Origin of the sequence: Streptomyces sp. NPDC059534 (genome assembly GCF_042743475.1) — a bacterium.
In the GTDB taxonomy this organism is placed as follows: Bacteria; Actinomycetota; Actinomycetes; order Streptomycetales; family Streptomycetaceae; genus Streptomyces.
The window spans coordinates 1-24,621 of record NZ_JBHWAQ010000014.1; the positions used below are offsets into that span (position 1 = coordinate 1).

The 24,621-nt window shown below is 72.4% G+C and carries 21 protein-coding genes and 2 pseudogenes; 8 read left to right on the forward strand and 15 right to left on the reverse strand.

Translation table 11 applies throughout. The features are described from left to right. Positions 1 to 102: pseudogene (locus tag ACFVZH_RS18130) on the forward strand (ATP-binding protein); the annotation flags it as partial. A gap of 167 nt (positions 103 to 269) precedes the next feature. Here ACFVZH_RS18130 and ACFVZH_RS18135 read toward each other — a convergent pair. From ACFVZH_RS18135 to ACFVZH_RS18150, 4 genes are all read right to left on the reverse strand, one after another. Then, entirely contained in the window at positions 270 to 470 is a 201-nt protein-coding gene (locus tag ACFVZH_RS18135; protein ID WP_384898357.1) for an acyl-CoA carboxylase subunit epsilon, read from the reverse strand. 47 nt (positions 471 to 517) lie between these two features. Beyond that, positions 518 to 2,101, reverse strand: a complete 1,584-nt coding sequence (locus ACFVZH_RS18140) for an acyl-CoA carboxylase subunit beta (RefSeq protein ID WP_384898358.1) — start codon at positions 2,099 to 2,101, stop codon at positions 518 to 520. Positions 2,102 to 2,338: 237 nt separating this feature from the next. Continuing rightward, on the reverse strand, positions 2,339 to 6,199 hold the full coding sequence (locus ACFVZH_RS18145) for an endo-alpha-N-acetylgalactosaminidase family protein (RefSeq protein WP_384898359.1): 3,861 nt from the start codon (positions 6,197 to 6,199) through the stop codon (positions 2,339 to 2,341). Positions 6,200 to 6,334: 135 nt separating this feature from the next. Then, positions 6,335 to 6,844, reverse strand: a complete 510-nt coding sequence (locus ACFVZH_RS18150; protein ID WP_384898360.1) for a hypothetical protein — start codon at positions 6,842 to 6,844, stop codon at positions 6,335 to 6,337. Between the two features lie 225 nt (positions 6,845 to 7,069). Between ACFVZH_RS18150 and ACFVZH_RS18155 the strand changes: the two genes are divergently transcribed. Next, entirely contained in the window at positions 7,070 to 7,681 is a 612-nt protein-coding gene (locus ACFVZH_RS18155) for a YceI family protein (protein ID WP_384898361.1), read from the forward strand. Between the two features lie 228 nt (positions 7,682 to 7,909). On the opposite strand, the gene ACFVZH_RS18160 is transcribed toward ACFVZH_RS18155, so the two are convergent. Further along, positions 7,910 to 9,061: a serine hydrolase domain-containing protein gene (locus tag ACFVZH_RS18160; RefSeq protein ID WP_384898362.1), complete on the reverse strand. Its 1,152-nt coding sequence runs from the start codon at positions 9,059 to 9,061 to the stop codon at positions 7,910 to 7,912. A 172-nt stretch (positions 9,062 to 9,233) separates the two neighbouring features. Between ACFVZH_RS18160 and dnaN the strand changes: the two genes are divergently transcribed. Beyond that, the gene (gene dnaN / locus ACFVZH_RS18165; RefSeq protein ID WP_384898363.1) at positions 9,234 to 10,337 is read left to right on the forward strand and encodes a DNA polymerase III subunit beta; all 1,104 of its coding nucleotides are present in this window, start codon (positions 9,234 to 9,236) and stop codon (positions 10,335 to 10,337) included. Positions 10,338 to 10,366: 29 nt separating this feature from the next. On the opposite strand, the gene ACFVZH_RS18170 is transcribed toward dnaN, so the two are convergent. From ACFVZH_RS18170 to ACFVZH_RS18190, 5 genes and pseudogenes are all read right to left on the reverse strand, one after another. Further along, positions 10,367 to 11,704: a hypothetical protein gene (locus ACFVZH_RS18170; protein ID WP_384898364.1), complete on the reverse strand. Its 1,338-nt coding sequence runs from the start codon at positions 11,702 to 11,704 to the stop codon at positions 10,367 to 10,369. 42 nt (positions 11,705 to 11,746) lie between these two features. After that, positions 11,747 to 13,363: a citramalate synthase gene (gene cimA, locus ACFVZH_RS18175; protein WP_384898365.1), complete on the reverse strand. Its 1,617-nt coding sequence runs from the start codon at positions 13,361 to 13,363 to the stop codon at positions 11,747 to 11,749. A 435-nt stretch (positions 13,364 to 13,798) separates the two neighbouring features. Further along, positions 13,799 to 14,338 (reverse strand): TetR/AcrR family transcriptional regulator, encoded by a 540-nt coding sequence (locus ACFVZH_RS18180; protein WP_384898504.1) that lies wholly within the window; start codon positions 14,336 to 14,338, stop codon positions 13,799 to 13,801. Between the two features lie 117 nt (positions 14,339 to 14,455). Next, positions 14,456 to 15,472 carry an agmatine/peptidylarginine deiminase gene (locus ACFVZH_RS18185; protein WP_384898366.1) on the reverse strand — a complete coding sequence of 339 codons (1,017 nt, stop codon included), beginning with the start codon at positions 15,470 to 15,472 and terminating at the stop codon, positions 14,456 to 14,458. A gap of 17 nt (positions 15,473 to 15,489) precedes the next feature. Continuing rightward, positions 15,490 to 15,756, reverse strand: a pseudogene (locus ACFVZH_RS18190) (urease subunit alpha); the annotation flags it as partial. Positions 15,757 to 16,011: 255 nt separating this feature from the next. On the opposite strand from ACFVZH_RS18190, the gene ACFVZH_RS18195 reads away from it, so the two are divergent. Continuing rightward, complete coding sequence (locus ACFVZH_RS18195; protein ID WP_384898367.1) at positions 16,012 to 17,433, forward strand: cytosine permease; 1,422 nt, start codon at positions 16,012 to 16,014, stop codon at positions 17,431 to 17,433. A 3-nt stretch (positions 17,434 to 17,436) separates the two neighbouring features. On the opposite strand, the gene ACFVZH_RS18200 is transcribed toward ACFVZH_RS18195, so the two are convergent. The 3 genes from ACFVZH_RS18200 to ACFVZH_RS18210 form a co-directional block, all read right to left on the reverse strand. Further along, complete coding sequence (locus tag ACFVZH_RS18200) at positions 17,437 to 18,525, reverse strand: branched-chain amino acid aminotransferase (protein ID WP_384898368.1); 1,089 nt, start codon at positions 18,523 to 18,525, stop codon at positions 17,437 to 17,439. Positions 18,526 to 18,781: 256 nt separating this feature from the next. Beyond that, a complete protein-coding gene (locus ACFVZH_RS18205) occupies positions 18,782 to 19,822 on the reverse strand; it encodes a 3-isopropylmalate dehydrogenase (protein ID WP_384898369.1) in 1,041 nt (346 codons plus the stop codon). An 89-nt stretch (positions 19,823 to 19,911) separates the two neighbouring features. Continuing rightward, positions 19,912 to 20,043: a hypothetical protein gene (locus tag ACFVZH_RS18210; RefSeq protein ID WP_017235997.1), complete on the reverse strand. Its 132-nt coding sequence runs from the start codon at positions 20,041 to 20,043 to the stop codon at positions 19,912 to 19,914. Positions 20,044 to 20,343: 300 nt separating this feature from the next. Here ACFVZH_RS18210 and ACFVZH_RS18215 point away from each other — a divergent pair, with 300 nt between their 5' ends. Further along, on the forward strand, positions 20,344 to 20,685 hold the full coding sequence (locus tag ACFVZH_RS18215) for a PadR family transcriptional regulator (protein ID WP_384898370.1): 342 nt from the start codon (positions 20,344 to 20,346) through the stop codon (positions 20,683 to 20,685). Next, positions 20,682 to 21,401, forward strand: a complete 720-nt coding sequence (locus ACFVZH_RS18220; protein WP_384898371.1) for a hypothetical protein — start codon at positions 20,682 to 20,684, stop codon at positions 21,399 to 21,401. Before ACFVZH_RS18215 ends, ACFVZH_RS18220 begins: the two co-directional genes overlap by 4 nt. Positions 21,402 to 21,417: 16 nt before the next feature. Here the strand turns inward: ACFVZH_RS18220 and ACFVZH_RS18225 are convergent, their stop codons facing one another. Further along, positions 21,418 to 21,954, reverse strand: coding sequence for a GNAT family N-acetyltransferase (locus ACFVZH_RS18225; protein ID WP_384898372.1), 537 nt, complete (start codon positions 21,952 to 21,954; stop codon positions 21,418 to 21,420). Between the two features lie 112 nt (positions 21,955 to 22,066). Here ACFVZH_RS18225 and ACFVZH_RS18230 point away from each other — a divergent pair, with 112 nt between their 5' ends. Continuing rightward, positions 22,067 to 22,945, forward strand: coding sequence for an alpha/beta fold hydrolase (locus tag ACFVZH_RS18230; RefSeq protein ID WP_384898373.1), 879 nt, complete (start codon positions 22,067 to 22,069; stop codon positions 22,943 to 22,945). 55 nt (positions 22,946 to 23,000) lie between these two features. Here ACFVZH_RS18230 and ACFVZH_RS18235 read toward each other — a convergent pair whose 3' ends face one another. Continuing rightward, positions 23,001 to 23,456 (reverse strand): MarR family winged helix-turn-helix transcriptional regulator, encoded by a 456-nt coding sequence (locus ACFVZH_RS18235; RefSeq protein ID WP_384898374.1) that lies wholly within the window; start codon positions 23,454 to 23,456, stop codon positions 23,001 to 23,003. 131 nt (positions 23,457 to 23,587) lie between these two features. On the opposite strand from ACFVZH_RS18235, the gene ACFVZH_RS18240 reads away from it, so the two are divergent. Continuing rightward, positions 23,588 to 24,604 carry a zinc-binding alcohol dehydrogenase family protein gene (locus tag ACFVZH_RS18240; protein WP_384898375.1) on the forward strand — a complete coding sequence of 339 codons (1,017 nt, stop codon included), beginning with the start codon at positions 23,588 to 23,590 and terminating at the stop codon, positions 24,602 to 24,604. Positions 24,605 to 24,621: the final 17 nt, after the last annotated feature.

Consider the following 24,621-nt stretch of genomic DNA (forward strand, 5'->3'; position numbering starts at 1 on the left):
CCCGACACCCCCATCATCACCACCGACGCCCGCCACCGCGCGGACGCCAAGAGCGCGCTCATCACCCTCGTCGAGCACGCCCTCATGGCGCGACTGCGGTAAGTCCCGGCGGACGTCCGTAAGGATGTGAGAGGCCCCGCGCACCGGACCGGTGCGCGGGGCCTCTTCCGTGTCCGCCCGTACCCGCCCGTACGCGCCCGTACGCGCCCTCATACGCGCCGAAAGGCCCCCGCTCCGGGTGGAGCGGGGGCCTTTCGGCGCGTCGGGGGTCAGCGCCAGCTGTGCGGGGCGCGGAAGCCGTGCTCGCGCTCCAGGCGGCGCCAGCCGGCCGTGGTGCGGGCGCGGTGCTCCGTGGCGGCGTCGTCGGGCCGGGCGGCCGCGCGGGCGAGCAGCACGGCCGTGATGGCGGCGAGCTCCTCGGGGTCGGCGTGGCCCTTTTCGACGCGGAGGAGGTTGGCTGATGTGGTCACGTGGATGACTCCTCTGGCTGGGAAGTCCTGCGGAGGGCGGGGAAGTCCTACTGCGGCGGGTTGCCGTGCTTGCGCGACGGCAGGTCCGCGTGCTTCGTGCGGAGCATCGCGAGGGACCGGATGAGCACCTGGCGGGTGTCGGCGGGGTCGATGACGTCGTCGACCAGGCCGCGCTCCGCCGCGTAGTACGGGTGCATCAGCTCGGCCTTGTACTCCTTGACCATGCGGGCGCGCATGGCCTCGGGGTCCTCGGCTTCGGCGATCTGCTTGCGGAAGATCACGTTGGCGGCGCCCTCGGCGCCCATGACCGCGATTTCGTTGGTGGGCCAGGCGTACGTCAGGTCGGCGCCGATGGACTGGGAGTCCATGACGATGTAGGCGCCGCCGTATGCCTTGCGCAGGATCAGTGAGATCCGGGGGACGGTCGCGTTGCAGTACGCGTAGAGCAGCTTCGCGCCGTGGCGGATGATCCCACCATGCTCCTGGTCGACGCCGGGCAGGAAGCCGGGTACGTCCAGAAGGGTGATGATCGGGATGTTGAAGGCGTCGCACATCTGCACGAAGCGGGCGGCCTTCTCGGACGCCTCGATGTCCAGGACACCGGCCAGCGTCTGGGGCTGGTTGGCGACGATGCCGACGACCTGGCCGTCGAGGCGGGCCAGGGCGCAGATGATGTTGCGCGCCCAGCGCTCGTGGATCTCCAGGTAGTCGCCGTCGTCGACGAGCTCCTCGATGACCTTGTGCATGTCGTACGGGCGGTTGCCGTCGGCGGGGACCAGGTCGAGCAGGACCTCGGAGCGGCGGTCCGCCGGGTCCTCGGAGGCGACGGTCGGCGGGTTCTCGCGGTTGTTCTGCGGGAGCATCGAGAGGAGGTAGCGGACCTCGGCGATGCAGGTCTCCTCGTCGTCGTACGCGAAGTGCGCGACGCCGCTGGTGCCGGCGTGGACGTCGGCGCCGCCGAGGCCGTTCTGGGTGATCTCCTCGCCGGTGACCGCCTTGACGACGTCCGGGCCGGTGATGAACATCTGCGAGGTCTCGCGGACCATGAAGACGAAGTCCGTCAGGGCGGGCGAGTAGGCCGCGCCGCCGGCGCACGGGCCGAGCATCACCGAGATCTGCGGGATGACTCCGCTCGCGCGGGTGTTGCGCTGGAAGATGCCGCCGTAGCCGGCGAGGGCGGAGACGCCCTCCTGGATGCGGGCGCCGGCGCCGTCGTTGAGGGAGACCAGCGGGGCACCGGCCGCGATGGCCATGTCCATGATCTTGTGGATCTTCGTCGCGTGGGCCTCGCCCAGCGCGCCGCCGAAGATCCGGAAGTCGTGTGCGTAGACGAAGACCGTCCGGCCCTCGACCGTGCCCCAGCCGGTGATGACACCGTCGGTGTACGGCTTCTTCGTCTCCAGGCCGAAGCCGGTGGCGCGGTGCCGGCGCAGCTGCTCGACCTCGCTGAAGGAACCGGGGTCGAGCAGCAGCTCGATGCGCTCGCGGGCCGTCAGCTTGCCCTTGGCGTGCTGGGCCTCGGTGGCGCGGTCACTCGGGCCGCGGAGTGCCTGCTCACGCAGGACGTGCAGCTCGGCCACTCGGCCACGGGCGTCAGCGGGCTCGCTCGGGATCTGGTCCACAACGGTCATGTACCGACCCTACGAACTCACCCAAGAAAACTCCGCCGTCGACTCCGTACAGTCTCGCGTGTCGATTCCTGGTGGGGCTGGACAGAACCATCACCTGCCCCGGCCGAGTCGACAGCCAGGCACCCCCTGTGTTTGTAGGGGTTCCACATAGACGGGAAAGACGGAAAGACGATCACTTCCCGGTGGCCCGGGAGAGCGACCGCCTGACCATAACGCCTCACGGGCGCCGCGGTGGGCTCAGTCCGCGCAGTGGAAGCGCGCGTTCCCCCAGTCGGCGTGGTCGTTGCCGTTGCCGTCGCCGCCGTCGTCGACCACCAGGTCGACGTAGGAGGCTCCGGTGACGTCCGCCGTGAGCTGCCAGGCGCTGTCCGTGGCCTTCAGGCCCGGGGACTGCGCCTTCTGCGTGCCGTCGGCGAGGACGCCGAACCGGACGCTGCCGCGGCTGGTCTGGACGTCGTCGACGCCGACCTCGGCCGTGAGCGAGGTGCACCGGCCGCCCAGGTAGTAGCGGACCCTGGCGGGGGCGTGGCTGCCCAGGCCCTTGGCGTACGCCACTCCCCCGACGCGCAGCGGGGAGCCGTCGCCGGTGCCGGTCTCCCCGTTGGAGAGGTCGCGCTCGACGGGTCCCCAGCCGTTGGTCGCCGAGGTCCACTCCAGGTCGCTCGCCCAGCTGTCGGCGGTGGGCGGCGGGGGCAGGGTGCGGACGGTGGTGGCCCGCGTCAGGCTCCGCGCGCCTCCCCCGACGGTGTAGGTGAGGCCGGCGCCCAGCGTGTACGGCTGGTGGGCGGCGTCCGCCGGCGGGGTCACCTGCCAGGTGGCGGTGGCCCGCGCGCCCGGGGCGACCGTGCCGAGGTCGACGGGTGCGGCCGGTTCGGCCGTCCAGCCGGCCGGGAGGGTGAGGGCGGCGACGGCGCCGGTGGCGTCGGCGGCCTCGTCGTTGGCGAAGGTGGCCGTGACCTCGTTGGGCCGGCCGGGCTCCAGGGTCTCGGGCGCGGTGACGGTGAGCGTGCCGCAGGCGGCGCGCTCGGCGGCCGGGCCGAGGTCGGTCACGGTGAAGGCGTCGAGGACGAAGTCGGCACCTTCGGGGGCGTCGTCGCGCTTGCGCAGTCCGGTCCAGGTGTCGCCGCAGCCGGCCGTGACGGTCTCGGCGAAGTGTCCGGTGGTCCGCTGCTGCCCGATCGGGGTGCGGCGGGTCTCGACGGGCGCCCCCTGGCCGTGCGTGCGGTCGTAGCCGGTGACCCACTCGTACGCGCCCGCGTGGCTGGACTGGTAGTCGTACTCCACTCGGTAGTCGTGGCCGTCCTTCATGGGGACGGTCCAGGGCGCGGTCCGGTAGACCAGGCCGCTGTTCTCGTCGTGCGACTTGAGCGACTCGGCGCCGCCGATGACGTCGTCGATCGGCTTTCCGTTCCAGCCGGCCTGGGTGTACGGGGCGTGCAGCTGGGCGATGTGGGTGCGCGGGTCGGTCGTGCCGCCCGCGTCGCCCTTGAGGAAGGGGCCCCAGCCCTGGTCGACGGCCTCGAAGTCCTCGTACACCGCGGCTCCCGCCTTGGCGGCGGGGGCGTTGGCGACGATCCGTACGTCGTCGATCCGGACCGCGGCCGCGCTGCCGGCCGCCGCCTGGACCGTGAGCCGGGTGGAGCCGTCGGCCGGTGCGGTGAAGGTGACCTTGGCGCGCTGGAAGCGGGTGCCGTTCCGGTCGGAGGCGGCGACGCGGTCCTCCAGCGAGGACCGCTCGACCGTGACGGCCCGGCCGCCGACGGTCAGGGTGGTGGGCCGGGTGGCGCCGGGCTCGACCTCGATCAGGGCGGAGGCGGTGTACCGCGCGCCGGGGACGAGTCCGGTGATCTGCTGGCGGACCGAGGCGGCGGCGGTGCCGGTGAGCTTGGCGCTGTTGCGGCCCTGGTCGTCGGTGTCACGGGTGACGGTGCCGGTCTTGCGCCAGCCGCCGAGCTTCGCGTCGTTGAAGCCCGGGTCCTTCACCGGGGTGCCCTGGCCCCAGCGCGGGGCGGTCTGCGCCGGGGCGCTGTCGGGGTAGACGACGTAGGGCTGTCCGGCGACGGCGTCGAGGGTGATCCGGCCGGCGACGGGCCGTACGGTCGCGGTCTTCACGCGGCCGTTGTCGGTGAGCCGGTACACGGAGTACGAGCGCGCCCCCGCGGGGACGGCCCAACTGGTCGTGCCGCCGGACTTGTTGTAGTGGTAGAGCTTCTTCCCGCCGTCCCAGGGGAGCAGGTAGTCCTCGCCGTCGAGGACCTTGCGGCCGTTGTCGTAGAAGGTGCGGCGGCCGTTCTCGACGGTGCCGCGGACGCCTCCGGTGAAGGTGAGGTCGTTGCCGTTCCAGCGGGTGATGCGCTGCTGCTGGAGGTACTTGGCGGGCAGGTTGCGCTGCCAGATGTTGGCGGTGAAGGCGTTCCAGTCGGTCTCGCCGGTCCAGCCCTCGAAGTCGACGAGCGCGGTCTGGCCGAGGACCGGGTGGTTGTTCCAGACGTCCTTCTCGCCGTTGCGGATGAAGCGGATGATCTGCGAGTTGAGGCCCTTGTTGGTGGCGCCGCCGTAGTCGAGGTCGTTGGCCCAGTGGGACCAGAGGGAGGCCCGTTCGAACTTCTCGGCCCACTCGGTGGCGACGTTCCAGCCCTGGGCCTGGACGGCCTGCATCGTCTTGTCGGCGATCCAGCCGTGCGTGTAGTAGACGTCGATGTAGAGCATGGACAGGTTCGGGTCGGTCTCGTCGCGCAGCTGCCGGAAGCGGCGGGCGAGGTCGCCGCTGTTGACGTCCCGGCGCTGGTCGATGTAGTAGCTCTGGTTGAGCCAGTTCCAGCCGGGCTTCGTCCGGTCGACGAGGGTCTCGCTGAAGTTCTTCGCCTCGGGGTACGACTCGGTGGCGTTCACGTGGACGCCGAAGCCGGCGCCCCACTTCCCGCCCTCCTCGAGGAGGGTGTTGAGGTCGGCGAGGCCGCCGGCCCGCTTGTTGTAGTTGCCGCCGTAGTCGGGGTGGGCGGAGTCGTGGCCCTCGGAGCCGTACCCCTTGAGCAGCGCGAACTGGCCGAGTCCGTCGGTGGCGAGCGAGATCCGCTTGACGTCGTCGAGGGTGCGCAGGAAGGGGTGGGTGGCCTGGGAGGCGAAGTTGAACGGGATGTGGGTGACGACCCGGCGGGGGGTCTGCTCGCTGCCGGGGGCCTTGATCCCGATCGTGCGGAAGGCGATGGCGCCGTCCTGCCAGTCGGTGACGCCGTCGGCGTTGGCGTCGGGGGTGACGACGACCTTGGCCCAGGGGAGGCCGTCGCCGCTCTCCGGCTGCGGGGCGCCGGCGCCGCGGTAGGTCCACTGGCCGGACCAGACGCCGACGCGGGTCTCGGTGCCGCTGCGGCGGGCCTGGTGCCAGAAGCGGGCGCCGTCGCGGGCGGACGCGCCGGCGGGCTTGTCGTAGCTGGAGTTGGACTCGACGGCGGCGGCCAGCTGCCCGGTGCTGACGATCGCGTAGCTCGCTCCGACGGGGTTCGCCTCGGCGGCGGTGGCGTCGGTGACCTGGGCGAAGACGTCGGCGGTGCGGGTGGAGTCCGGGTCGAGGCGGGTGAAGGCGGTGGCGGCGGCGCCGTCCGAGGAGCCGACGGAGACGAGGTCGTGGCCGGGGATGTCGAGGGTGCCGACCCGGAAGGTCTCGGTGTCGCGGACGGCGGTGACCCGGAAGGTGGTGCTCCGGCCCGTCACGCTCAGGCTCGCGTCGATCTCGACGCCGGGCAGCTCGGGGAAGGCGAGCGTGTACGCGGCCGAGCCGGCGGTGAGGACGGGGGCGCCCTTGGCCAGGACGGTGTGGGCGGCGCCGTTGAGGAGGACCTGCGTGACCGGGGCCGTACTGCCGAGGAGCCGGGCGCCGGTCGCGCGGTCGGTGTACGACAGGACGCGGGGGAAGTCCTCGGCGACGGCGACGGAGAGCTGGGCGGAGGTGAGGACGGGGGAGGCTTCCGCGGTGGCGGCTGCGGCGCCCCCGGCCGTGGCGTCCTCGGCCAGGGCGGGCCCGGCCAGGGCGAACACGACGGAGGAAGCCACGGCGAGCGCGCAGGCCGCACGGATTCTTCGTGAAGGGGGGAGGGACATGCGGACCAGTCAGCCCCGCCCCGGAAGGACCGTCAACAAGATCGCGCCGCTCGGGGCCCTCCAGTCCAAGAACCCCTTCCGGTTAGTCCAAGTGACCGCCGGAAGGGGCGTCTTGGCCGATTCCGGGCGCGGTGGTCAGCAGCCGCCGCAGTTGTAGAAGGTCACGTCCCAGTGGTTGCCCTCGTCGGCGTAGACGTTGCCGGCGCCGGACTTCCACTGCGGGGCTCCGTCGCCGCGCAGCCCGATGTAGGTGAAGGTGTTCTTGATGTAGTTCCCGACGCAGGTGTACTTGGCGAAGTCGAGCTTGTAGCCGTTCCAGTGGGAGTACGTGCCGCTCGCGTGGCCGGTCTCGGTGCCGCCGGTGATGTTGAGGGCGCAGCCGCTGGCGCTCTTGAGGGTCTGGGCGCCCTGGGCGGTGGCGAGGTTGAGCTGGTCGAAGGACGTGCAGGTGGAGTTGTTCCGGTCGGAGCAGCCGCCGGACGAGGACCAGGTGATGCCGGAGGAGCGGAACATCGAGGTCGCGGTGGCGTGGCTGATCTTGGTGACGGCGTGGGCGTCGGTGGCGGTGGAGAGGGCGCCGAAGCCGGGGGCGAAGAGGGCGCCCAGGACGAGGGCGACTGCGGTGAGGACGGAGCGGAGCTTCACGGGGGGTTCCTCCTGCGGGTGACCGTGACGGGTGGGGACGGCTGTGCAGGTGGTGCTCGTCGCGCAGGGAGATGGTGCCGCAGTTCTACGCGCGTCCGCCAGAGGGCGTCGGCATCTCCGTGGTGCCGTCCGGATGAACATCCTCCCTAGATGTTGAATGTTGAACGGAATAGGGTTACAGTCGTTCTCGTTGAAGGTTCAACAAACACCGACAAGGAGCACGTCATGGGTCTCTTCACCCGCAAGAACAACGAGTCCGCCGTCGCCGTCGCCACCCTCCCCGTGGACCCCGCCCTGGCCGCCCTGACCGGCGAGTACAGCATCGACCCGGCCCACAGCAGCATCGGCTTCACCGTGCGCCACGCGATGGTCACCAACGTCCGCGGCAGCTTCGCCGAGCACGAGGGCGCGCTGAAGCTCGACGGCTCGGACCCGGGCTCCTCCACCGCCTCCATCGACGTCAAGATCGCCTCCATCGACACGGGCATCGGCGACCGCGACGGCCACCTGCGCGGCGGTGACTTCTTCGACGCCGAGCAGTTCCCCCTGATGACCTTCCGCTCCACGGAGGCCGCGCAGCTCGGCGGCGACAAGTACCGGATCACCGGCGACCTGACCATCAAGGACGTCACCAAGCCGCTCTCCATCGACCTGGAGTTCAACGGCACCGCCACCGACGTCTACGGCAACGAGCGCGTCGGCTTCGAGGGCTCCGCCGAGATCCTGCGCTCCGAGTGGGGCCTGACCTGGAACGCCGCCCTGGAGACCGGTGGCGTCATGGTCAGCGACAAGGTCAAGCTGAACTTCGACATCTCCGCCATCAAGAACGCCGCCTGACCCCGGACCCCCCTCCGGCCCCACACGAGCGCGCCCGCCCTCCGCAGCAGCGGAAGGCGGGCGCTCGGCGTTTCCCGGGGCGTCGGGGTCAGCCGCGCTTCTCCTGGCCCTGGGCGTACGACGGCGAGGTGGTGTCCACGGAAAGGGTGATCATGGCGCGGATCGTAAGGGCGGGAGGGTCCCGCGCCGGTTGCGGTCCCGCGTCACCCGTCGCCACGATCGCGCAGGTCAGGCGGCCTTTGCGGCCGCCTCGACGACCGTCGGGACCAGGCGGTCGTTCTCGGCGGCGCCCGGGCCGGCCAGGAAGCCGAAGCGGCGTCGGGCGTAGCTGTAGGCGAGGCCGGTGGCGGGGTCGGCGAAGGACTGGGAGCCCGGGGCGCCGCTGTGGCCGACGGCCGCGGGGGTGAGCGAGGGGTAGCGGGTGGCCAGCGGGACGAAGCCGAGGCCGAAGGCGTTCTCTTCGCCGGTCACCAGGTCGGTGCCGCGGGAGTGGATCCGGGCGGCCTCGGCCAGCGTGCCGGCGGTGAGGAGCGGGGGCCTGCCGTCGAGTTCGCCCGCGATCGCCGCGTACATCCGGGAGAGGCCGCGGGCGGTGCCGACGCCGCCGGCGGAGAGCGGCGCGTTCGCCCGTACGGCCCGGGAGTTGGCATAGCCGACGATGTCGAAGGGCGGATCGGCGTGGAGGTTGAAGGCGACGGCCATGAAGCCGTCCGGGTCGACCGGGTTCTCCGCGAGGAACGCCTCCTCCTCGGGCGTGGGCCGCAGCGGCAGGGCCGTACGGAAGCGGGGTTCGAGCGCCTCGGGGAGGCCCAGGTAGTAGTCGAGGGCGTACGGGGCGCGGACCCGCTCCTCGAAGAGCTCCTGGCCCGTCCGGCCGGTGGCCCGCAGGATCACCTCGCCGACGAGGGCGCCGATGGCCAGGGCGTGGTAGCCGTGGCCGGTGTCCGGCTCCCAGAAGGGGCGCTGGCCCGCGAGGCGGGCGGCGATCAGGCGGTCGTCGGCGAGCTCCTCGACCGAGAGGCCGCCGTCCGCGCCGATCACGCCGGAGCGGTGCGCGAGCAGCTGCCGCAGGGTGATGCCGGCCTTGCCCTCGGCGGCGAACTCGGGCCACCAGGAGGCGACCTCGCGGTCCAGTTCGAGGACGCCGTCCTGGACGAGGAGGGCGGCGACCAGGGCCATGGCGCCCTTGGCGGACGAGTAGAGCCCGAGCAGCGTGTCCCCGTCGACGCCGTCGCCGCCCCAGAGGTCGACGACGAGCCGGCCGTGGTGGTGGACGGCGAGCTGCGCGCCGCCGTCCCGTGCCTCGTTCGCGGCGATGTCCGCGAACGCGTCCCGTACGGACTCGAATCCGGGTTCCACCGTGCCGTGGACGTCTGTCATCGCTCTTCTCCCCCTGCTGTGGCCGTCGTTCTCGGACAGGAGAACCACCGGGGGCGCGCAGACCTTCCCGTCCGCCGGTGTCCGGTCCGCCGGTGTCCGGACGAGGTCGCCGAAAGGCGTGTGAAACCGCCGGTCAACGCCGTTGTCAGTGGCGGCGGCTAGCGTCGTCGGCATGGAATTCCGTATCGACAGCGCCGTGTTGACCGACGCCGTGGCCTGGGCCGCCCGGGTCCTGCCGACCCGCTCCCCGATGCCCGTCCTCGGCGGTCTGCTCCTGGAGGCGGCGGACGGACGGCTGCGTGTCTCGGGCCTCGACCACGAGGCTTCGGCCCGCGTCGAGGTCGAGGCCGACACCGCCACCGGCGGCCGCGCGCTGGTCCTCGGCCGGCGCCTGCTCGACATCTGCAAGGTGCTCCCCCGGGGCCAGGCGGAGCTCGCCGTCGAGGGCGCCCGGCTCTCGGTGACCTCCGGCGACGCCCGCTTCGGTCTCTCCCTGCTGCCGCTCGACGACTATCCCGCCGCCCCCACGCTGCCCGAGGTCCGCGGCCACGTGGACGGCGACGCCTTCGCCGCGGCGGTCGGCCAGGTGGCGGTCGCGGCGGGCCGGGACGACTCGCTGCCGGTCCTGACCGGGATACGGCTCGCCCTGGACGGCGACACGATGACGCTGGCCGCCACCGACCGCTACCGGTACGCGGTCCGCACCCTGGAGTGGAAGCCCGAGGCCGGTGCCCGCACGGACCCCGCCGACGTGGTCGTCCCGGCCCGCCGCCTCACCGAGATCGCCCGCTCGCTGGCCGGCGCCGGACCGGCCCGCCTCGCCCTCGACTCCGGCTCCCTGGGCTTCGAGAGCGCCGGCACGCGCTCCACCACCCGGCTGCTCGACGGCCGGCTCCCCCGCCACGACAAGCTCTTCGCCCTCGGCGACCACGCCCTCGCGGTGACCGAGCGGACCCCGCTGACCGAGGCCGTCAGACGGGTCGCGGTCGTCGCCGAGGGCGACAGTCCGGTCCAGCTGGCCTTCACCCCCTCGGGCCTCCACCTCCAGGCCGGTTACGAGGACGACGTGGCCTCCCAGCGCCTCCCCGCCACCCTCACCGGAGCGGAGTCCCTCACCGTCGCCTTCAACCCGGGCTACCTCCTGGACGCCCTGGGCTCCCTGGACGCGCCCGAGGTCCGCTTCCACCTTCTCGGCCCCGGCCAGCGCGCCCTCCTCACCGACGGCCCGGCCGCGACCCACCGCCACCTGCTGATGTCGGTCAAGCCGCTGGTCTGAGCGGGGATCCGGCCTCGCGGATCCCCCGGTCAGAACCCGCCGCCGCCGTCGAATCCGCCGCCGCCGCCGAAGTCCCCGCCACCGCCGAAGTCGCTTGAGCCGAAGTCTCCGGAGCCGAAGTCGGCGCCGGAGAAGTCGCCGCCCTGGAAGTCGCCGCCGCCGTATTCGGAGGCGTAGGCAGGGGTGGCGAGGGCGGAGCCGAGCATGGTGCCGACGAGGAGGCCGGGGAGCATGCCGCCGCCGAAGTAGCCGCCGGCCCAGGGGCCGTAGGCGGGGCCCGCTTCCCAGTAGGGGCGGCGGCCGCCGTCGGTGTCGACGGTGCGGGCGACGGGGTCGAGGCCGTCGTCGAGGCGGGCCGCGTCGGCGGCGCAGACCGGGACCTGGCGGGGGGCGCCGCCGCCCGGGGTCCAGGTGCGGTCCTCGGTGGCGGGGCCGTGCCGGGGGTCGAAGAAGCACGGGGGCCGGCGCTCGGGAAGCGGCCGGGACTCGCGGCGGGCGGCGAGGACGGCGAGCGAGTAGCGGCCGTCCTCCAGGGCCTCGGTGACGGGGCGCACGTCGTGGGGGCGGGCGGCGGCGGCCATCGTGGACTTGGCCTGGTCGTACGAGTCGAGGGCGCGTTCGTAGTCGCCGCGCATGGCGTCGTCGGCGCCGGCCTCGGCGGGGTGGAAGTCGAGGCGTTCGAGTTCCTCGCCGAAGGCGGTGATGTCCTCGTCGACGACGACCCGCAGCCTGTCGAGGGCGGCCCGCTCCTCGGCCTCCTTGCGGAGCCGGTTGCGGCGGACCACGGCGTAGGCGCCGGCGCCGCCGGCCACGACGACCGCGCCGAGGGTGACGAGCCCGGCGACCGGGACGCCGGAGTCGGTGCCGACGGAGCCCCAGGACGCGGGGGCGGAACCGCGCAGCACGGGCAGGGCCTGGTCGACGAAGTTGTTCAGCTCGGTGGCCGCGTCGGCGCCGGGCTGGCGTACGGAGGTGACGAGGTTGTCCACGGCGTCCCGGGACATCACCGCGCGGTCGGCTCGGGCGTCGAAGCCGTCGCCGAGGCGGATCGCGTACAGGCCCGTGATGCCGGTCTGCGTGCGCAGGTTCTGGAAGAGGTCCTCCGGCGGGAACTGCCCGTTCGCGGGGAGGACCGCCACGAAGAGCGGCTTGTCCGCGTCCTTGATCTTCTGCGCGAGGGCCTTCGCGTCGGCCGCGGAGAGCTGGTCGGCGGCGCCCGGGTCGACGTAGACCGGGCCCTGCTTCAGGGCGGCGGCCGCGTCGGGTACGCCCGTGGCCCTGGCACCCGCGAGGGGTGCCAGGACCAGAAGCAGGAGCACGGCCAGCCCAGCGAGGGCCGACCCTACGGAAATCGCCCTGGTCCTCATGGTTCGACGCTACCCGAACAGCATCAAACAGGACATAGCGGGTTATTCGGCGGGGTCGATCCCGGCCCGCAGCAGCCCGTACGTGAAGGCGTCCTCCAGGGCCTGCCAGGAGGCGGCGATGACGTTCTCGCCGACACCGACCGTGGACCACTCGGTGTGGCCGTCGCTGGTGGTGACCAGGACCCGGGTCGTGGACTCGGTGCCGTGGCGGCCCTCCAGGATGCGGACCTTGTAGTCGACCAGCTCGAACTTGGCCAGCGGCGGGTACATCCGCTCGAGCGCCACCCGCATCGCCCGGTCCAGGGCGTTGACGGGGCCGTTGCCCTCGGCGGTGGCGACGATCCGCTCGCCCTTGGCCCAGAGCTTCACGGTCGCCTCGTTGGCATGGGTGCCGTCGGGGCGGTCCTCGACGATCGCGCGCCAGGACTCCGTACGGAAGTAGCGGCGGGCCCGGCCCTCGGCCTCCTCGCGGAGCAGCAGCTCGAAGGAGGCGTCGGCGGCCTCGTACGTGTAGCCCTGGAGCTCGCGCTCCTTGACCCGCTCGACGACCCGGCCGACGAGCGCGCGGTCGCCGCCCAGGTCGACGCCGAGCTCCTTGCCCTTGAGCTCGATGGAGGCGCGGCCCGCCATGTCGGAGACGAGCATCCGCATGGTGTTGCCGACCAGCTCGGGGTCGATGTGCTGGTAGAGGTCGGGGTCGACCTTGATCGCCGAGGCGTGGAGTCCGGCCTTGTGGGCGAAGGCGGAGACGCCGACGTACGGCTGGTGGGTGGAGGGGGTGAGGTTGACGACCTCGGCGATCGCGTGCGAGATCCGGGTCATCTCGGCGAGTGCGCCCGCGGGGAGGACCTTCTTGCCGTACTTGAGTTCCAGGGCCGCGACGACCGGGAAGAGGTTGGCGTTGCCGACCCGCTCGCCGTAGCCGTTGGCGGTGCACTGGACGTGGGTGGCGCCCGCGTCGACGGCGGCGAGGGTGTTGGCGACGGCGCAGCCGGTGTCGTCCTGGGCGTGGATGCCGAGCCGGGCGCCGGTGTCGGCGATGACGGTGCCGACGACGGCCTGGATCTGGGCGGGGAGCATGCCGCCGTTGGTGTCGCAGAGGATGACGACGTCGGCGCCGGCCTCGTGCGCGGCGCGGACGACGGCCTTGGCGTAAGCGGGGTTGGCCTTGTAGCCGTCGAAGAAGTGCTCGCAGTCGACGAAGACGCGCCGGCCCTGGGAGGTCAGGTGGGCGACGGTGTCGCGGACCATCTCCAGGTTCTCGTCGAGCGTGGTGCGCAGGGCCAGCTCGACGTGCCGGTCGTGGGACTTGGCGACCAGGGTGATGACCGGAGCGCCGGAGTCGAGGAGCGCCTTGACCTGCGGGTCCTCGGCGGCGTTGCCACCGGCCCGGCGGGTGGCGCCGAAGGCGACGAGCTGCGCGTTCTTGAACGCGATCTCCTGCTGGGCGCGGGCGAAGAACTCCGTGTCGCGCGGGTTGGCACCGGGCCAGCCGCCCTCGATGAAGCCCACGCCGAAGTCGTCGAGGTGTCGCGCGATGGTCAGCTTGTCCGCGACGGTGAGGTTGATGCCTTCACGCTGCGCCCCGTCGCGCAGCGTCGTGTCGAAGACATGGAAGCTGTCGTCGAGGGGCGCGCTCTCGGCGTTCTCCGTGGTCATGACTGTGATGGCTCCTGTCGGATGTGGCTCCGGAAGGTCTGGATCCACTTGCCCCCATTCTCACGCGTCGTCCGTTTCCGGCAGGGGTGGGGCCGGAAAACGAAAAAACCCCTCGCGGGTGCGAGAGGTCTGCGCGCGGGTCTGGGGCACGGTGTCCACTGCCGCGGGGGTCGTGCCGCGATTCAGTGGCCACTGCGGACCGGCGCGCTGCTGCCGATAATCATCGTGGTAGCAAGCACGCCGGAAGTCTGACACAGGTGGCGGTTCAGCGGGACGGTGGTCTCACGATACGGGCAGCCGTCCGGCGACCTGCCCGGGCAGGTCGCCGGCGCCCTCACCGCCCCGGGGCCAGGCCGGTGTCCCGGGTCTCGCGCATCGCGCCGGATCGCCACGGCGAGGAGGGCGGAGCCGACGGCGAAGGTGACGGGGAGGGGGTCACGGAAGCAGGGTTTCGGCGATGAACTCCCGCACATGGTCGAGGACGTGCCCCCGCCCCGTCCCCGGGATGCCCACGGCGACATGGACGCTGAAGCCGTCGAGCAGGGCCCGCATCCGGGTGGCGACCCGGTCCGGGTCGACCGGGCGGAACTCCCCCCGCGAGACCCCCTCGGCCAGGATCGCGACGAGGTCCCGGTGCCAGGCCCCCTCGATGGCGGCCTGCCGGGCCCGGGCGTCGTCGTCGGCGTTCTGCGACCGGTTCCAGACCTCCAGCCACAGCGTCCAGTGCGGGTCGCGCGGCCCGTCGGGCACGTAGACGTCCACGTACCCGTCGAGCCGCTCCCGCGCGGTTCCCGGCCCGGACAGCAGCGCGCTGCGCTGCGCCCCGAGCCGCCCCTCGCTCCACTCCAGGATCCGCAGCAGCAGCTCGTCCTTGGTGCGGAAGTAATACAGCAGATGCCCGCTGCTCATCCCCACCTGCCGCCCCAGCCCGGCCATGGTCAGCCCGTCGAGACCCCGCTCGGCGATCGTGTCCATGGCCGCGGCCAGCACGTCCTCACGGGGCGGCGCGGCCTGGTTGCGGCGGCGGGGGTGGGGTGGGGTCGGGTCGCTGCTCTGACTCACTCGTACGTTCTACCTCATGGTCCGTCCGGGTCAGACCTTCGGCTGCTGCTGGGTGATGCAGTGGATGCCGCCGCCGCCGGCGAAGATCGTGCGGGCGTCGACGAGGGTGACCGTGCGCTCGGGGAAGAGACGGCGGAAGATCTCGGCGGCGAGCTCGTCGTGCGGGTCGTCGAAGGCGCAGAGGACGACGCCGCCGTTGCAGAGGTAGTGGTTGATGTAGGAGTAGTCGACCCAGTCGCCCTCCTCGTCCTTCAGGACGGTCGGGGCCGGGACCTCGATGACCTCCAGGGGGCGGCCCTGGGCGTCGGTCCGGCCGCGGAGGAGGTCGACGTAGAGACGGGAGCGCTCGTAGTCGGGGTGGGCCGGATCCTGCTGGCTGTGGACGAGGACGGTGCCGGGGCGGGCGAAGGCGGCGACGATGTCGACGTGGCCCTGGGTGCCGTAGAGGCCGTAGTCGCCGGCGAGGCCGTGCGGGAGCCAGATGGCCTTCGTCGTGCCGAGCCTGGCGTGGATCTCGCTCTCGACCTGCTCGCGGGTCCACTCGGGGTTGCGGCCGGAGCCGAGCTGGACGGTGTCGGTGAGGAGGACCGTGCCCTCGCCGTCGACGTGGATGGCGCCGCCCTCGTTGACGAGGGGGCTGTGGACGACGGGGACGCCGGCGACGTCCGCGACATGGCGGGCGATCTTGGAGTCGTGCTCCCAGCGGGCCCAGTCCTGGGCGCCCCAGCCGTTGAACACCCAGTCCACGGCGGCGAGCTCGGTGCCGTTCGTGACGAAGGTCGGGCCGATGTCCCGCATCCAGGCGTCGTCGAGCTCCCGCTCGACGAGGTCGATCCCGGCGCCGAGGAGTTCCCGGGCCGACTCGGCGTCGCCGGGCGCGACCACCACCGTCACCGGCTCGAAGCGGCGGACGGCGCGGGCCACCGACGCCCAGGCGGTACGCGCCTCGGCGAGCTCCTCCGCGTTGGTGAAGGTGGGGTTGGGGCTGGGCCAGGCCATCCAGGTGCGCTCGTGGGGCATCCACTCGGCGGGCATACGGAAGGTCATCAGAGGTCCTAGGAAGGTCAGAGGAAGTAGAGCCGGTCGAGGGAGACGGAGTCGGCCGCCTCGGAGCGGAGCGGGGAGCCGTCGAGCGAGACGAGGCCGGTCCGGCCCTCGACCTGGACGTCTCCGGTCCGGGAGTTGAGCAGCAGGTCCGCGGGGCCGATGCCGCGTGTACCGCGCACCGCGATCCGGCGGCGCCGGGTCGGCATCGCGTCGGAGCCGAGATCGACGGCGGCCCGGGCGACGAACGCGACGGAGATGTCGGCGGCCGTGGTCCCGTGCGCGCCGAGGTCGTGCAGGACGTTGAACCGCAGGCCCCTGGCCCGGCGGGCACGGGGCGAGCTCGGCCGCGCCGAAGAGCAGCAACCGGTCGCGTTCCGTGGGGGTCAGTCGCACGCCTCAAACACCTCCTGCAAGGGCGGCCGTTTGAGTGTCACTCTAAATGTTGGGAAGCAGTCTTCCAACCATTGACGCGCAGTACAGGCTCAGGTCACATTGAGCGTCACTCTAAATATGTACCGCTCCCCTCCCCAGGAGACCCCATGCCGATAGAACAGCGCGGAGTCGACACCATTCCCGAGGCCGAACGCACCAGCGGCCCCCGCGATCTGATGTCGATCCTGCTCGGCTCCAACCTCTGTCTGGGGGTGATCGTCTTCGGCTGGCTCCCCGTCTCCTTCGGCCTCGGCTTCTGGGCCTCGGTCACCTCCGTCGTGACCGGCACCCTCGCCGGAGTCGCCGTCACCGCCCCGCTGGCGCTGGTGTCCCTCCGTACCGCCACCAACCTCTCCACCTCCTCCGGCGCCTTCTTCGGCGTCCGCGGCCGGCTCGTCGGCTCGGTGGTCGGACTGCTGCTCTCGCTCGGCTACACCGCGCTGACCCTCTGGATCGGCGGCGACGTCATGGTCGGCACGCTCGCCCGGCTGACCGGCCTGCCGACCGGCGGCGCCTCGCACACCCTCGTGTACGCGCTCCTCGCCGCCTGCACGGCCGTCGGCGCCGTGTTCGGCTACCGGCTGCTGCTGCGGCTCAGCAAGGCGCTCACGGTGGGCATGACCCTCCTCCTCGCCCTCGGCGTGTTCGCGTACGCCGGGGACTTCACGGCGGCGCCGGTGCCGGACACGCCGTACCTGCTGGGCTCGTTCTGGCCGACCTGGCTGCTCTCGGCGGTCGCGGCGGGGCTCAGCGGACCGGTCGCCTTCATCACCCTGCTCGGCGACTACACCCGCTACATCTCCCCCGCCCGGCACAGCGCGCGGACGGTCTGGGGGGCCACCTGCCTCGGCCTGGTCGCCGGCCTGCTGATCCCGCAGCTCTTCGGCACCTTCACCGCTCTCGCGGCCCGCGGCGGACTCGACTACGCGGGGCCGCTCGTCGCCGCCTCGCCGGCCTGGTACCTGGTCCCGCTGCTGATCGCGGCCACCGCCGGCTCCGTCGGCAACGCCGGTCTGATGCTGTACTCGATGGGCCTCGACCTGGACGCCATCCTGCCCCGCGCCACCCGGGCGCACGCCACGCTGGTGGTCGCGGCGGTGGCCACGGCCTTCGTCTTCCTCGGCCACTTCGCCTCGGACGCGCAGACGGCGATGACCTCGTTCGTCCTGCTGCTGACCGCGATCGGCACCCCGTGGGCGGTGATCACCCTGATCGGGCACGCGCGCTGCGGCGGGACCTACGACCCGGAGGCGCTCCAGGTCTTCAACAACCGCTCGCGCGGCGGGATCTACTGGTTCTCGGCGGGCTGGCACCCGCGCGCCACCGCCTCCTGGGCGATCGGCGCGGCGGTCGGCCTGGCCGGTGTGTCGACGCCCCTCTACGTGGGGCCGCTGCTCACCCTCACGGGCGGGATCGACTGCAGCTTCGTGCTGTCGGGAATCGTGGGTGGCGCCCTGTACGCCGTACTGACGCCGAAGAGGGCTCCCGGGGCCGTGTCCGCCCCGGAAGCCCTGGCCGCCGTGGAGTAGCGACTAGCCGAGCTCGTGCATCCAGCCGTGTGCGTCCTCGGCCCTGCCGGTCTGGACGGCGAGCAGCGCGTCGCGCAGCTTCATGGTGACCTCGCCGGGCTCGCCGCCGGACTGCTGCCACTCGCCCCGCTCGGACTTGACGGTGCCGACCGGGGTGATCACGGCGGCGGTGCCGCAGGCGAAGACCTCGGTCAGGGTGCCGTCGGCGGAGTCGGCCTGCCACTGGTCGATGGAGACCCGGCCCTCCTCAGGCTCCAGGCCGAGGTCCGCGGCCAGCTTGAGCAGCGAGTCGCGGGTGATGCCGGCGAGCAGCGAGCCGGTGAGGGTGGGCGTGACCAGCTTGTTCCCGTACACGAAGTACAGGTTCATGCCGCCGAGCTCCTCGACCCACTTGTGCTCGACGGCGTCGAGGTAGGCGACCTGGTCGCAGCCCTTCGCCGCCGCCTCGGCCTGCGCGAGCAGGGAGGCCGCGTAGTTGCCGCCGGTCTTGGCGTCGCCGACGCCGCCGGGGACGGCGCGGACGCGGTTCTCCGAGAGCCAGATGGAGACGGGCTTCACGCCACCGGGGAAGTACGGGCCGGCCGGGGAGGCGATGACGACGAAGAGGTACTCGTTGGCCGGGCGGACGCCCAGCCCGACCTCGGTCGCGATCATGAACGGACGCAGGTAGAGCGACGCCTCGCCGCCGTGCGCCGGAACCCACGCCTTGTCCTGCCGGACGAGCAGGTCGCACGCCTCGACGAAGGTCTCGACGGGCAGCTCCGGCATCGCCAGACGGCGGGCGGACGCCTGGAAGCGGCGGGCGTTGGCGTCCGGGCGGAAGCTGGCGACGGAGCCGTCGGGGCGGCGGTACGCCTTCAGGCCCTCGAAGATCTCCTGCGCGTAGTGCAGGACGTTGGTGGCCGGATCCAGGTGCAGCGGGCCGTACGGCACGAGCTGGCCGTCGTGCCAGCCGCGGCCCTCGGTCCACCGGATGGTGACCATGTGGTCGGTGAAGTGGCGGCCGAATCCGGGGTTGGCCAGGATCGCCTCGCGCTCCGCGTCGGACAGCGGGCTGGAGGAGGGCTTGAGCTCGATCGTGGGCGTCGTCATGAGTGCGTGTCCTTCACCGTTTGTGTGTGTCGGACCGCGCTCACGCCTCAGTCTGCGGCTGACGTCCGAGGTGCGTGGACGTCCGAGCATGCCCGCATGCCGCGGCCCCACGTTCGATTATCGCTCGTGGGGGCCGGTGCACGAAAACGGGTGAACACGGTCCAGGGTTCGATGGTGGCACCCTGCGGCCGCACAGGTACAGCCGCCGGGCGCTGAGGCGACCCGGCGGCTGCTGTGGAAAGTCAGTCAGCGCGGGTCAGCTCGCTACTCGCGCGGCGAGCGCGTCGCCGATCTCGTCCGTCGTGCGGACGGCGTCGCCCCGCTCGGTGAGGTCGGCCGCGACGGCCTTCTCGACCCGGGCGGCCTCGGCCTCGTAGCCGAGGTGGCGCAGCAGGAGGGCGACGGAGAGGACGGTGGCCGTGGGGTCGGCCTTGCCCTGACCCGCGATGTCCGGCGCGGAGCCGTGGACCGGCTCGAACATGGACGGGAACTCGCCGCTCGGGTTGATGTTGCCCGAGGCGGCGACGCCGATGCCGCCGGAGACGGCGGCGGCGAGGTCGGTGATGATGTCGCCGAAGAGGTTGTCGGTGACGATCACGTCGAAGCGGGCCGGGTCGGTGACGAGGAAGATCGTCGCGGCGTCGACGTGCAGGTAGTCGGTGGTGACCTCGGGGAACTCGGCCGCGACCTTGGCGAAGATGTTCGTCCAGAGGTGGCCGGCGAAGGTCAGCACGTTGTTCTTGTGGACCAGCGTCAGCTTCTTGCGCGGACGGGCCTGGGCGCGGGCGAAGGCGTCCCGGACCACACGCTCGACACCGAAGGCGGTGTTGACCGAGACCTCGGTGGCGACCTCGTGCGGGGTGCCCTTGCGGATGGTGCCGCCGTTGCCCGTGTAGGGGCCCTCGGTGCCCTCGCGGACGACCACGAAGTCGATCGCGGGCTGCCCGGCGAGCGGGGTGGCCACGCCGGGGAGCAGCTTCGACGGACGCAGGTTCACGTGGTGGTCGAAGGCGAAGCGGAGCTTCAGCAGGAAGCCGCGCTCCAGGACGCCGGACGGCACCGACGGGTCGCCGATGGCGCCGAGCAGGATGGCGTCGTGCTTCTTGAGCGAGTCGAGGTCGGCGTCGGTGAGGGTCTCACCGGTGGCGTGGTAGCGCTTGGCGCCGAAGTCGTACTCCTCGGTCTCCAGCTTCACGTCCTGGGGAAGGACGGCCGCGAGGATCTTGAGGCCCTGGGCCACGACCTCCTGGCCGATGCCGTCGCCGGGGATGACTGCGAGATTGATGCTGTGAGACATGTCGGCACCCTACTCTTCGTCCCATCGTCTGACACGCTCCGTCCGCCATGTGGACGAACGGACAGTCGGACGCATGCGGACCGAGCGGGTCAGTGGCCGGTGGATCCGCCGTTGTCACGGCGGTCGAGGGCGCGCTGGAGGGCGGCGGCGGCGTTCTGCCGGGCCTCGTCGCTGGGGCGGTTGGCGGAGTGGCGGACGCGGGGGGCGGTCTGAACGGCCATGGGGGATCGACTCCTTGAGATCAGTGGTGATCCGGGCGTGCGGAGATCAGTGGTGATCGAAGGCGCCGGAAGGGGCGGGGAGCGCCGCCGCAGGGGTTGCCTGCACAGGGCATCGCGCTCTCGGCCGCCCTTCGCTTGATGAAGCGAGACGTTCGGCTTCTACAAAGCTAGGGCAGCTCTCCTCATCTGTCTCCACAATTACTCGGACTTCCTACTATCTGAGACGGCGGCCGGCCCGGCCGCCTGCATGGGATCGCGATCTAGATTGCATTCCTACCTAGGTAGTGCTGAGATGTACCCATGGCCGCAGACCGCAGATCCAGCTGGCTCAAGGGAGTCCTCGACCTGCTCGTCCTCTCCTGCCTGACCCACGGTGAGAGTTACGGGTACGAGATCGCCAAGGCACTCGCCGAGGCGGGCCTCGGCGAGATCAAGGGCGGGACGCTCTATCCCGTCCTGAACCGGCTGGAGCAGGCCGGGCTGGTCGAGGCCGAGTTCCGCGCCGCCGAGCGCGGACCCGGACGCCGCTACTACCGGCTCACCGGCCCGGGCCGCACCCGGCTCGCGGAGGAGGGCGCGGCCTGGACGGAGTTCCACCGGGCCGTACGGACGCAACTGCACGCAGGGGGAACCGCACCATGACCACCGACGCCTACTTCGCCGAGCTGACGGAGGCGCTGCGCGCCGCGGGCGTGCCCGAGGAGCAGATCGCGCGGACGACCGACGAGCTGCGCGGGCACCTCGCGGAGACGGGGACCGCCCCGGAGGAGGAGTTCGGGCCCGCCGCGCGGTTCGCGGAGGGGTTCGGCGGCCTCGCCCCGACCCCCGGCGAACCGGACGACGCGGCGGAGCACTGGACGTGGACCGCCGACCTCTTCAACGACCGCCGGATGCTGGCCGTCCACGGCGACCAGGGCTGGGAGGTCGAGTCGCTCGACGCGCTCGGCCGGTTCGTCTGCCGCCGGGCCCCGGGGATCGCGCTCGCCTGGGAGTACCGCCGCGAGGTGATCAAGGGCGGGCGGCGCGGGCAGGTCCTGGGCGAGCTGGAGCCCGAGGGCTGGGAGCTCTGCGGCGAGTGGCTGGTGTACGGCTACTTCAAGCGCCCGAAGGCGGCGACCGACGGGCCCGCCGGGGCGCGGCCCGCCGTCCCGGCGACCCCCGCGAAGTGGCTGTTCCTGAGCCGGCGCGGGAAGGCGCTGCTCGGCGCGTGGTGCCTGATCGTCGCGGCCGCCTACTTCGCCCTGGGCCTGCCGGGGTACGCGGTGGTCTTCATCGCCCTGGGCAGCGCGGTCACGGCGGCGCTCACGGCGAAGCTGGAGACGGAACGCGGGCGCGTGGAGGCGGCCCGCAAGGAGTGAGCTCCCCGGCGGGCCGTCACATCACGTCGCCGTCCCGCCAGTCGAAGGCCAGCGGGTGAGCCGGGTCCGGGAGGGTCCGGCCGGCCGCCGGGCGCAGGAGGACGGACCCCTCCTCCTCGGCGAGGCGGACGATCCCCTCGGGCCCGAGGACGTCGAGCCGACCCTCCCAGACCCGCCAGCCGCGCGCCCGGTAGAGCGCGGCCCCGTCGTCCGAGGCGCTGAGCGCCCCGAAGGCGTACGCGCCGTCGATCACCCGCTCCAGCTCGGCCATGAGCGCCCCGCCGAGCCCCCGCCGCCTGCGGTCGCCCCGCACGGCGACCCCCTCGACGTAGCCCACGCGGTACGAGCGGCCCCGGTACAGGGCGCGCCGCATGACGACGGCGCCGTGGGCGGCGATGCCCCGGTCGTCCTCGATCCAGGCGTGGACTCCGCCGAGGGCGTGGTCCCAGTCCTCGTCGGCGAAGTCGCCACCGAAGGCGGTGTCGAGCATCTCGCGCACGGAGCGGAGCCGGGCCGCTCCGAGTTCATGGGTGGGCGCGGTCCTCACGGTCATGCGCCCAACCCTGCCACAGCCATCTCTAACCATTCACTTTCCCTTGACAGGTTAGTTGTGGCCTGATTGAGTTTCCTCATAACCAGTGAGACGCACCTAAGGGGTTAGAACGATGTCCGTGCTGCCGACCCACCACCGCACCGTCACCGTCCGGGGCCACGAGATCGCGTACCGCGAGGCCGGCCCCGCCGACGCCCCCGCACTCCTCCTGCTGCACGGCTTCCCCACCAGCTCGCACATGTTCCGCGACCTGATCCCGCTGCTCGCCCCCCGGTACCGGCTGATCGCCCCGGACCACCTCGGCTTCGGCCGCAGCGCCGCCCCCTCCGCCGCCGACTTCGACTACACCTTCGACGAACTGGCCGCACTCACCGACGAGTTCACCCAGGCGATCGGCCTGGAGCGGTACGCGCTCTACATCCAGGACTACGGCGCCCCCATCGGCCTGCGCCTCGCCCTCGCCCACCCCGAGCGGGTCACCGCGATCATCAGCCAGAACGGCAACGCGTACGAGGAGGGCCTCGGCGCCGACGCCTGGGCCCCGGTCCTCGCCCTGATCGCGGAGCGCACCCCCGAGACCGAGGAGCCGGTCCGCGCCATCCGCTCCCTCGACGGCATCAAGTGGCAGTACGAGACCGGCGTCCCGGCCGGCTACCGCGACCGCCTGAGCCCCGACGCCTGGCACCACGACGCCGCCCTGATGGCACGCGAGGGCCAGGACGGGATCCAGCTCGGCCTCATCGCCGACTACGGCGCCAACTTCGCCCTCTACCCGGCCTTCCAGGAGTACTTCCGCACCAGCCGGGTCCCGCTCCTCGCCGTCTGGGGCGAGGGCGACCAGGTCTTCGTCCCCGCGGGCGCCGAGGCGTTCCGCCGCGACCTCCCGGACGCCGAGATCCACCTGCTCCCCACGGGCCACTTCGCCCTGGAGACCCACGCGCCCCGGATCGCCGAGCTGATCGGCGACTTCCTGAAGCGGAACGCGGCCTGACGGAACGCCCGCCCGACCCGATCCGCCCCACCCGCCGAACTCCGGCCCGGACCCGTCAGCGGGTGCGGGCCGGCGGCGTCTGGTCGACGAGAACGGCCGTCGTACGGTCGAGGAGCTCGCACAGGGCGGCGTGCTCGGCCGGCGTGAACGCGTCCGTGAGCGCCCGCTCCAGGACGATCACCTCCCCGTACGCCCGGTCCAGCACCGCCCGGCCCTCGCCGGTCATCGTGACGATCTGCACCTTGGCGTGCACGGGCGACGGGTCGCGACGGATGAGCCCCTTGCCCTCCATGGTGGACAGGACGCTGGCCATGCTCTGCTGGGTCACCCCGCAGGCGCGTGCCGCCTGAGCGGCGGACATGCCTCCGTCCCGCGAGAGGGTGAGCAGCACGGTGTACTGCGTCATGGTCAGCCCGTGCCCGCGCAGCACCGCTTCGTGGTGCGCCATCAGGGCCTGTTCCGCGCGCCTGATCCGACTGCAGAGGTACTCCTCGACGGGCATGTCCGCCATGCGCTCGCTCCCTTGCTTCCCGTGCGGCACCCACATTCACAGAATCCTGTGTTGACTCAGGTACCTGTTACATCTACCGTTCCCGTGACGATGTGACACAGGATACTGAGTCAGCACAGGAGGCTGCTTCCATGAGGGCGATCGTTCTCGACAGCGACGACCAATACCGGATCACCGAGCTCGACGAGCCCGCACCCGGCCCCGGCGAGGTCGCGGTCCGCGTGGCGTACGCCGGCGTCCAGTGGGGCGACACGATGGTCAAGGACGGCCTCTTCCCCGTGCCGCGCCCCTTCGTCCCCGGCTTCGAGGCGTCCGGGCACATCGTCGCGGTCGGCCCGGGCGTCGACGGCGGCCGCGTCGGGGAGCGCGTCACCGCGCTCGCCACGGGCGGCGCCCACGCCGAGGTCGTCGTCGTGCCCGCCGTCCTCGCGCTCGCCGTCGGCGAGCTGTCGCTGCGGACGGCGGCGGCGTTCGGCTGGGGCACGCCGACCGCGTACGACCTCGTCCACACCGTCGCCCGCGTGCGCGAGGGCGAACACGTGCTCATCCACGGCGCGGCCGGCGGCGTCGGCGGCGCCGCCGCCCAGTTCGCCCGGCTGGCCGGTGCCGGCCGGATCGTCGGCGTGGCCGGCAGCGCCGACAGGGCGGCCTACGCGGCCCGGTCCGGCTTCGACCGGATCCTGCTCCGCGAGGAGTTCCCCGCCGGGCTCGGCGACGAGCGGTTCGACGTCGTCCTCGACCCGGTCGGCGGCCCCACCCGGCAGGCCGGACTGCGCGCGCTCGCACCGCACGGCCGCCTGGTCGCGTACGGCGCCCTCGGCGGCCACGCACCCGTCCTCGCCGACGCCGACGACCTCCTCGGGGACGGCCGGTCGCTGATGACCTACAACGGCAACCTGCTGAGCCGGACCCACCCCGAGCGCCTCGCCGACTCCGCCCGCCGGGCTCTCGACCTGCTGACCGCGGGGCGGATCCGGATCGACGTCACCGCCGAGTACGACCCGGCCGACCTCGGCCTCGCCGTACGGCGGCTGCGGGAAGGCGCCACCCACGGCAAGAGCGTGCTCCGCGTCGCCGGCCGGCTCACCCCCCTCCCGGCCTCCCCCACCGGCGCGGACACCCGCCCGGCCACCCCGGCCGGCACATGAGAACCGCCCCCGTCCTC

What these genes read in the sequence shown, in the direction of transcription:
- ACFVZH_RS18140 (WP_384898358.1), bottom strand. Translation starts at nt 2,101, where the DNA reads ATGACCGTTGTGGACCAGATCCCGAGCGAGCCCGCTGACGCCCGTGGC.
- ACFVZH_RS18145 (WP_384898359.1), bottom strand. Translation starts at nt 6,199, where the DNA reads ATGTCCCTCCCCCCTTCACGAAGAATCCGTGCGGCCTGCGCGCTCGCC.
- ACFVZH_RS18155 (WP_384898361.1), top strand. Translation starts at nt 7,070, where the DNA reads ATGGGTCTCTTCACCCGCAAGAACAACGAGTCCGCCGTCGCCGTCGCC.
- ACFVZH_RS18160 (WP_384898362.1), bottom strand. Translation starts at nt 9,061, where the DNA reads ATGACAGACGTCCACGGCACGGTGGAACCCGGATTCGAGTCCGTACGG.
- dnaN (WP_384898363.1), top strand. Translation starts at nt 9,234, where the DNA reads ATGGAATTCCGTATCGACAGCGCCGTGTTGACCGACGCCGTGGCCTGG.
- ACFVZH_RS18170 (WP_384898364.1), bottom strand. Translation starts at nt 11,704, where the DNA reads ATGAGGACCAGGGCGATTTCCGTAGGGTCGGCCCTCGCTGGGCTGGCC.
- cimA (WP_384898365.1), bottom strand. Translation starts at nt 13,363, where the DNA reads ATGACCACGGAGAACGCCGAGAGCGCGCCCCTCGACGACAGCTTCCAT.
- ACFVZH_RS18180 (WP_384898504.1), bottom strand. Translation starts at nt 14,338, where the DNA reads ATGGACACGATCGCCGAGCGGGGTCTCGACGGGCTGACCATGGCCGGG.
- ACFVZH_RS18185 (WP_384898366.1), bottom strand. Translation starts at nt 15,472, where the DNA reads ATGACCTTCCGTATGCCCGCCGAGTGGATGCCCCACGAGCGCACCTGG.
- ACFVZH_RS18195 (WP_384898367.1), top strand. Translation starts at nt 16,012, where the DNA reads ATGCCGATAGAACAGCGCGGAGTCGACACCATTCCCGAGGCCGAACGC.
- ACFVZH_RS18200 (WP_384898368.1), bottom strand. Translation starts at nt 18,525, where the DNA reads ATGACGACGCCCACGATCGAGCTCAAGCCCTCCTCCAGCCCGCTGTCC.
- ACFVZH_RS18205 (WP_384898369.1), bottom strand. Translation starts at nt 19,822, where the DNA reads ATGTCTCACAGCATCAATCTCGCAGTCATCCCCGGCGACGGCATCGGC.
- ACFVZH_RS18210 (WP_017235997.1), bottom strand. Translation starts at nt 20,043, where the DNA reads ATGGCCGTTCAGACCGCCCCCCGCGTCCGCCACTCCGCCAACCGCCCC.
- ACFVZH_RS18215 (WP_384898370.1), top strand. Translation starts at nt 20,344, where the DNA reads ATGGCCGCAGACCGCAGATCCAGCTGGCTCAAGGGAGTCCTCGACCTG.
- ACFVZH_RS18220 (WP_384898371.1), top strand. Translation starts at nt 20,682, where the DNA reads ATGACCACCGACGCCTACTTCGCCGAGCTGACGGAGGCGCTGCGCGCC.
- ACFVZH_RS18225 (WP_384898372.1), bottom strand. Translation starts at nt 21,954, where the DNA reads ATGACCGTGAGGACCGCGCCCACCCATGAACTCGGAGCGGCCCGGCTC.
- ACFVZH_RS18230 (WP_384898373.1), top strand. Translation starts at nt 22,067, where the DNA reads ATGTCCGTGCTGCCGACCCACCACCGCACCGTCACCGTCCGGGGCCAC.
- ACFVZH_RS18235 (WP_384898374.1), bottom strand. Translation starts at nt 23,456, where the DNA reads ATGGCGGACATGCCCGTCGAGGAGTACCTCTGCAGTCGGATCAGGCGC.
- ACFVZH_RS18240 (WP_384898375.1), top strand. Translation starts at nt 23,588, where the DNA reads ATGAGGGCGATCGTTCTCGACAGCGACGACCAATACCGGATCACCGAG.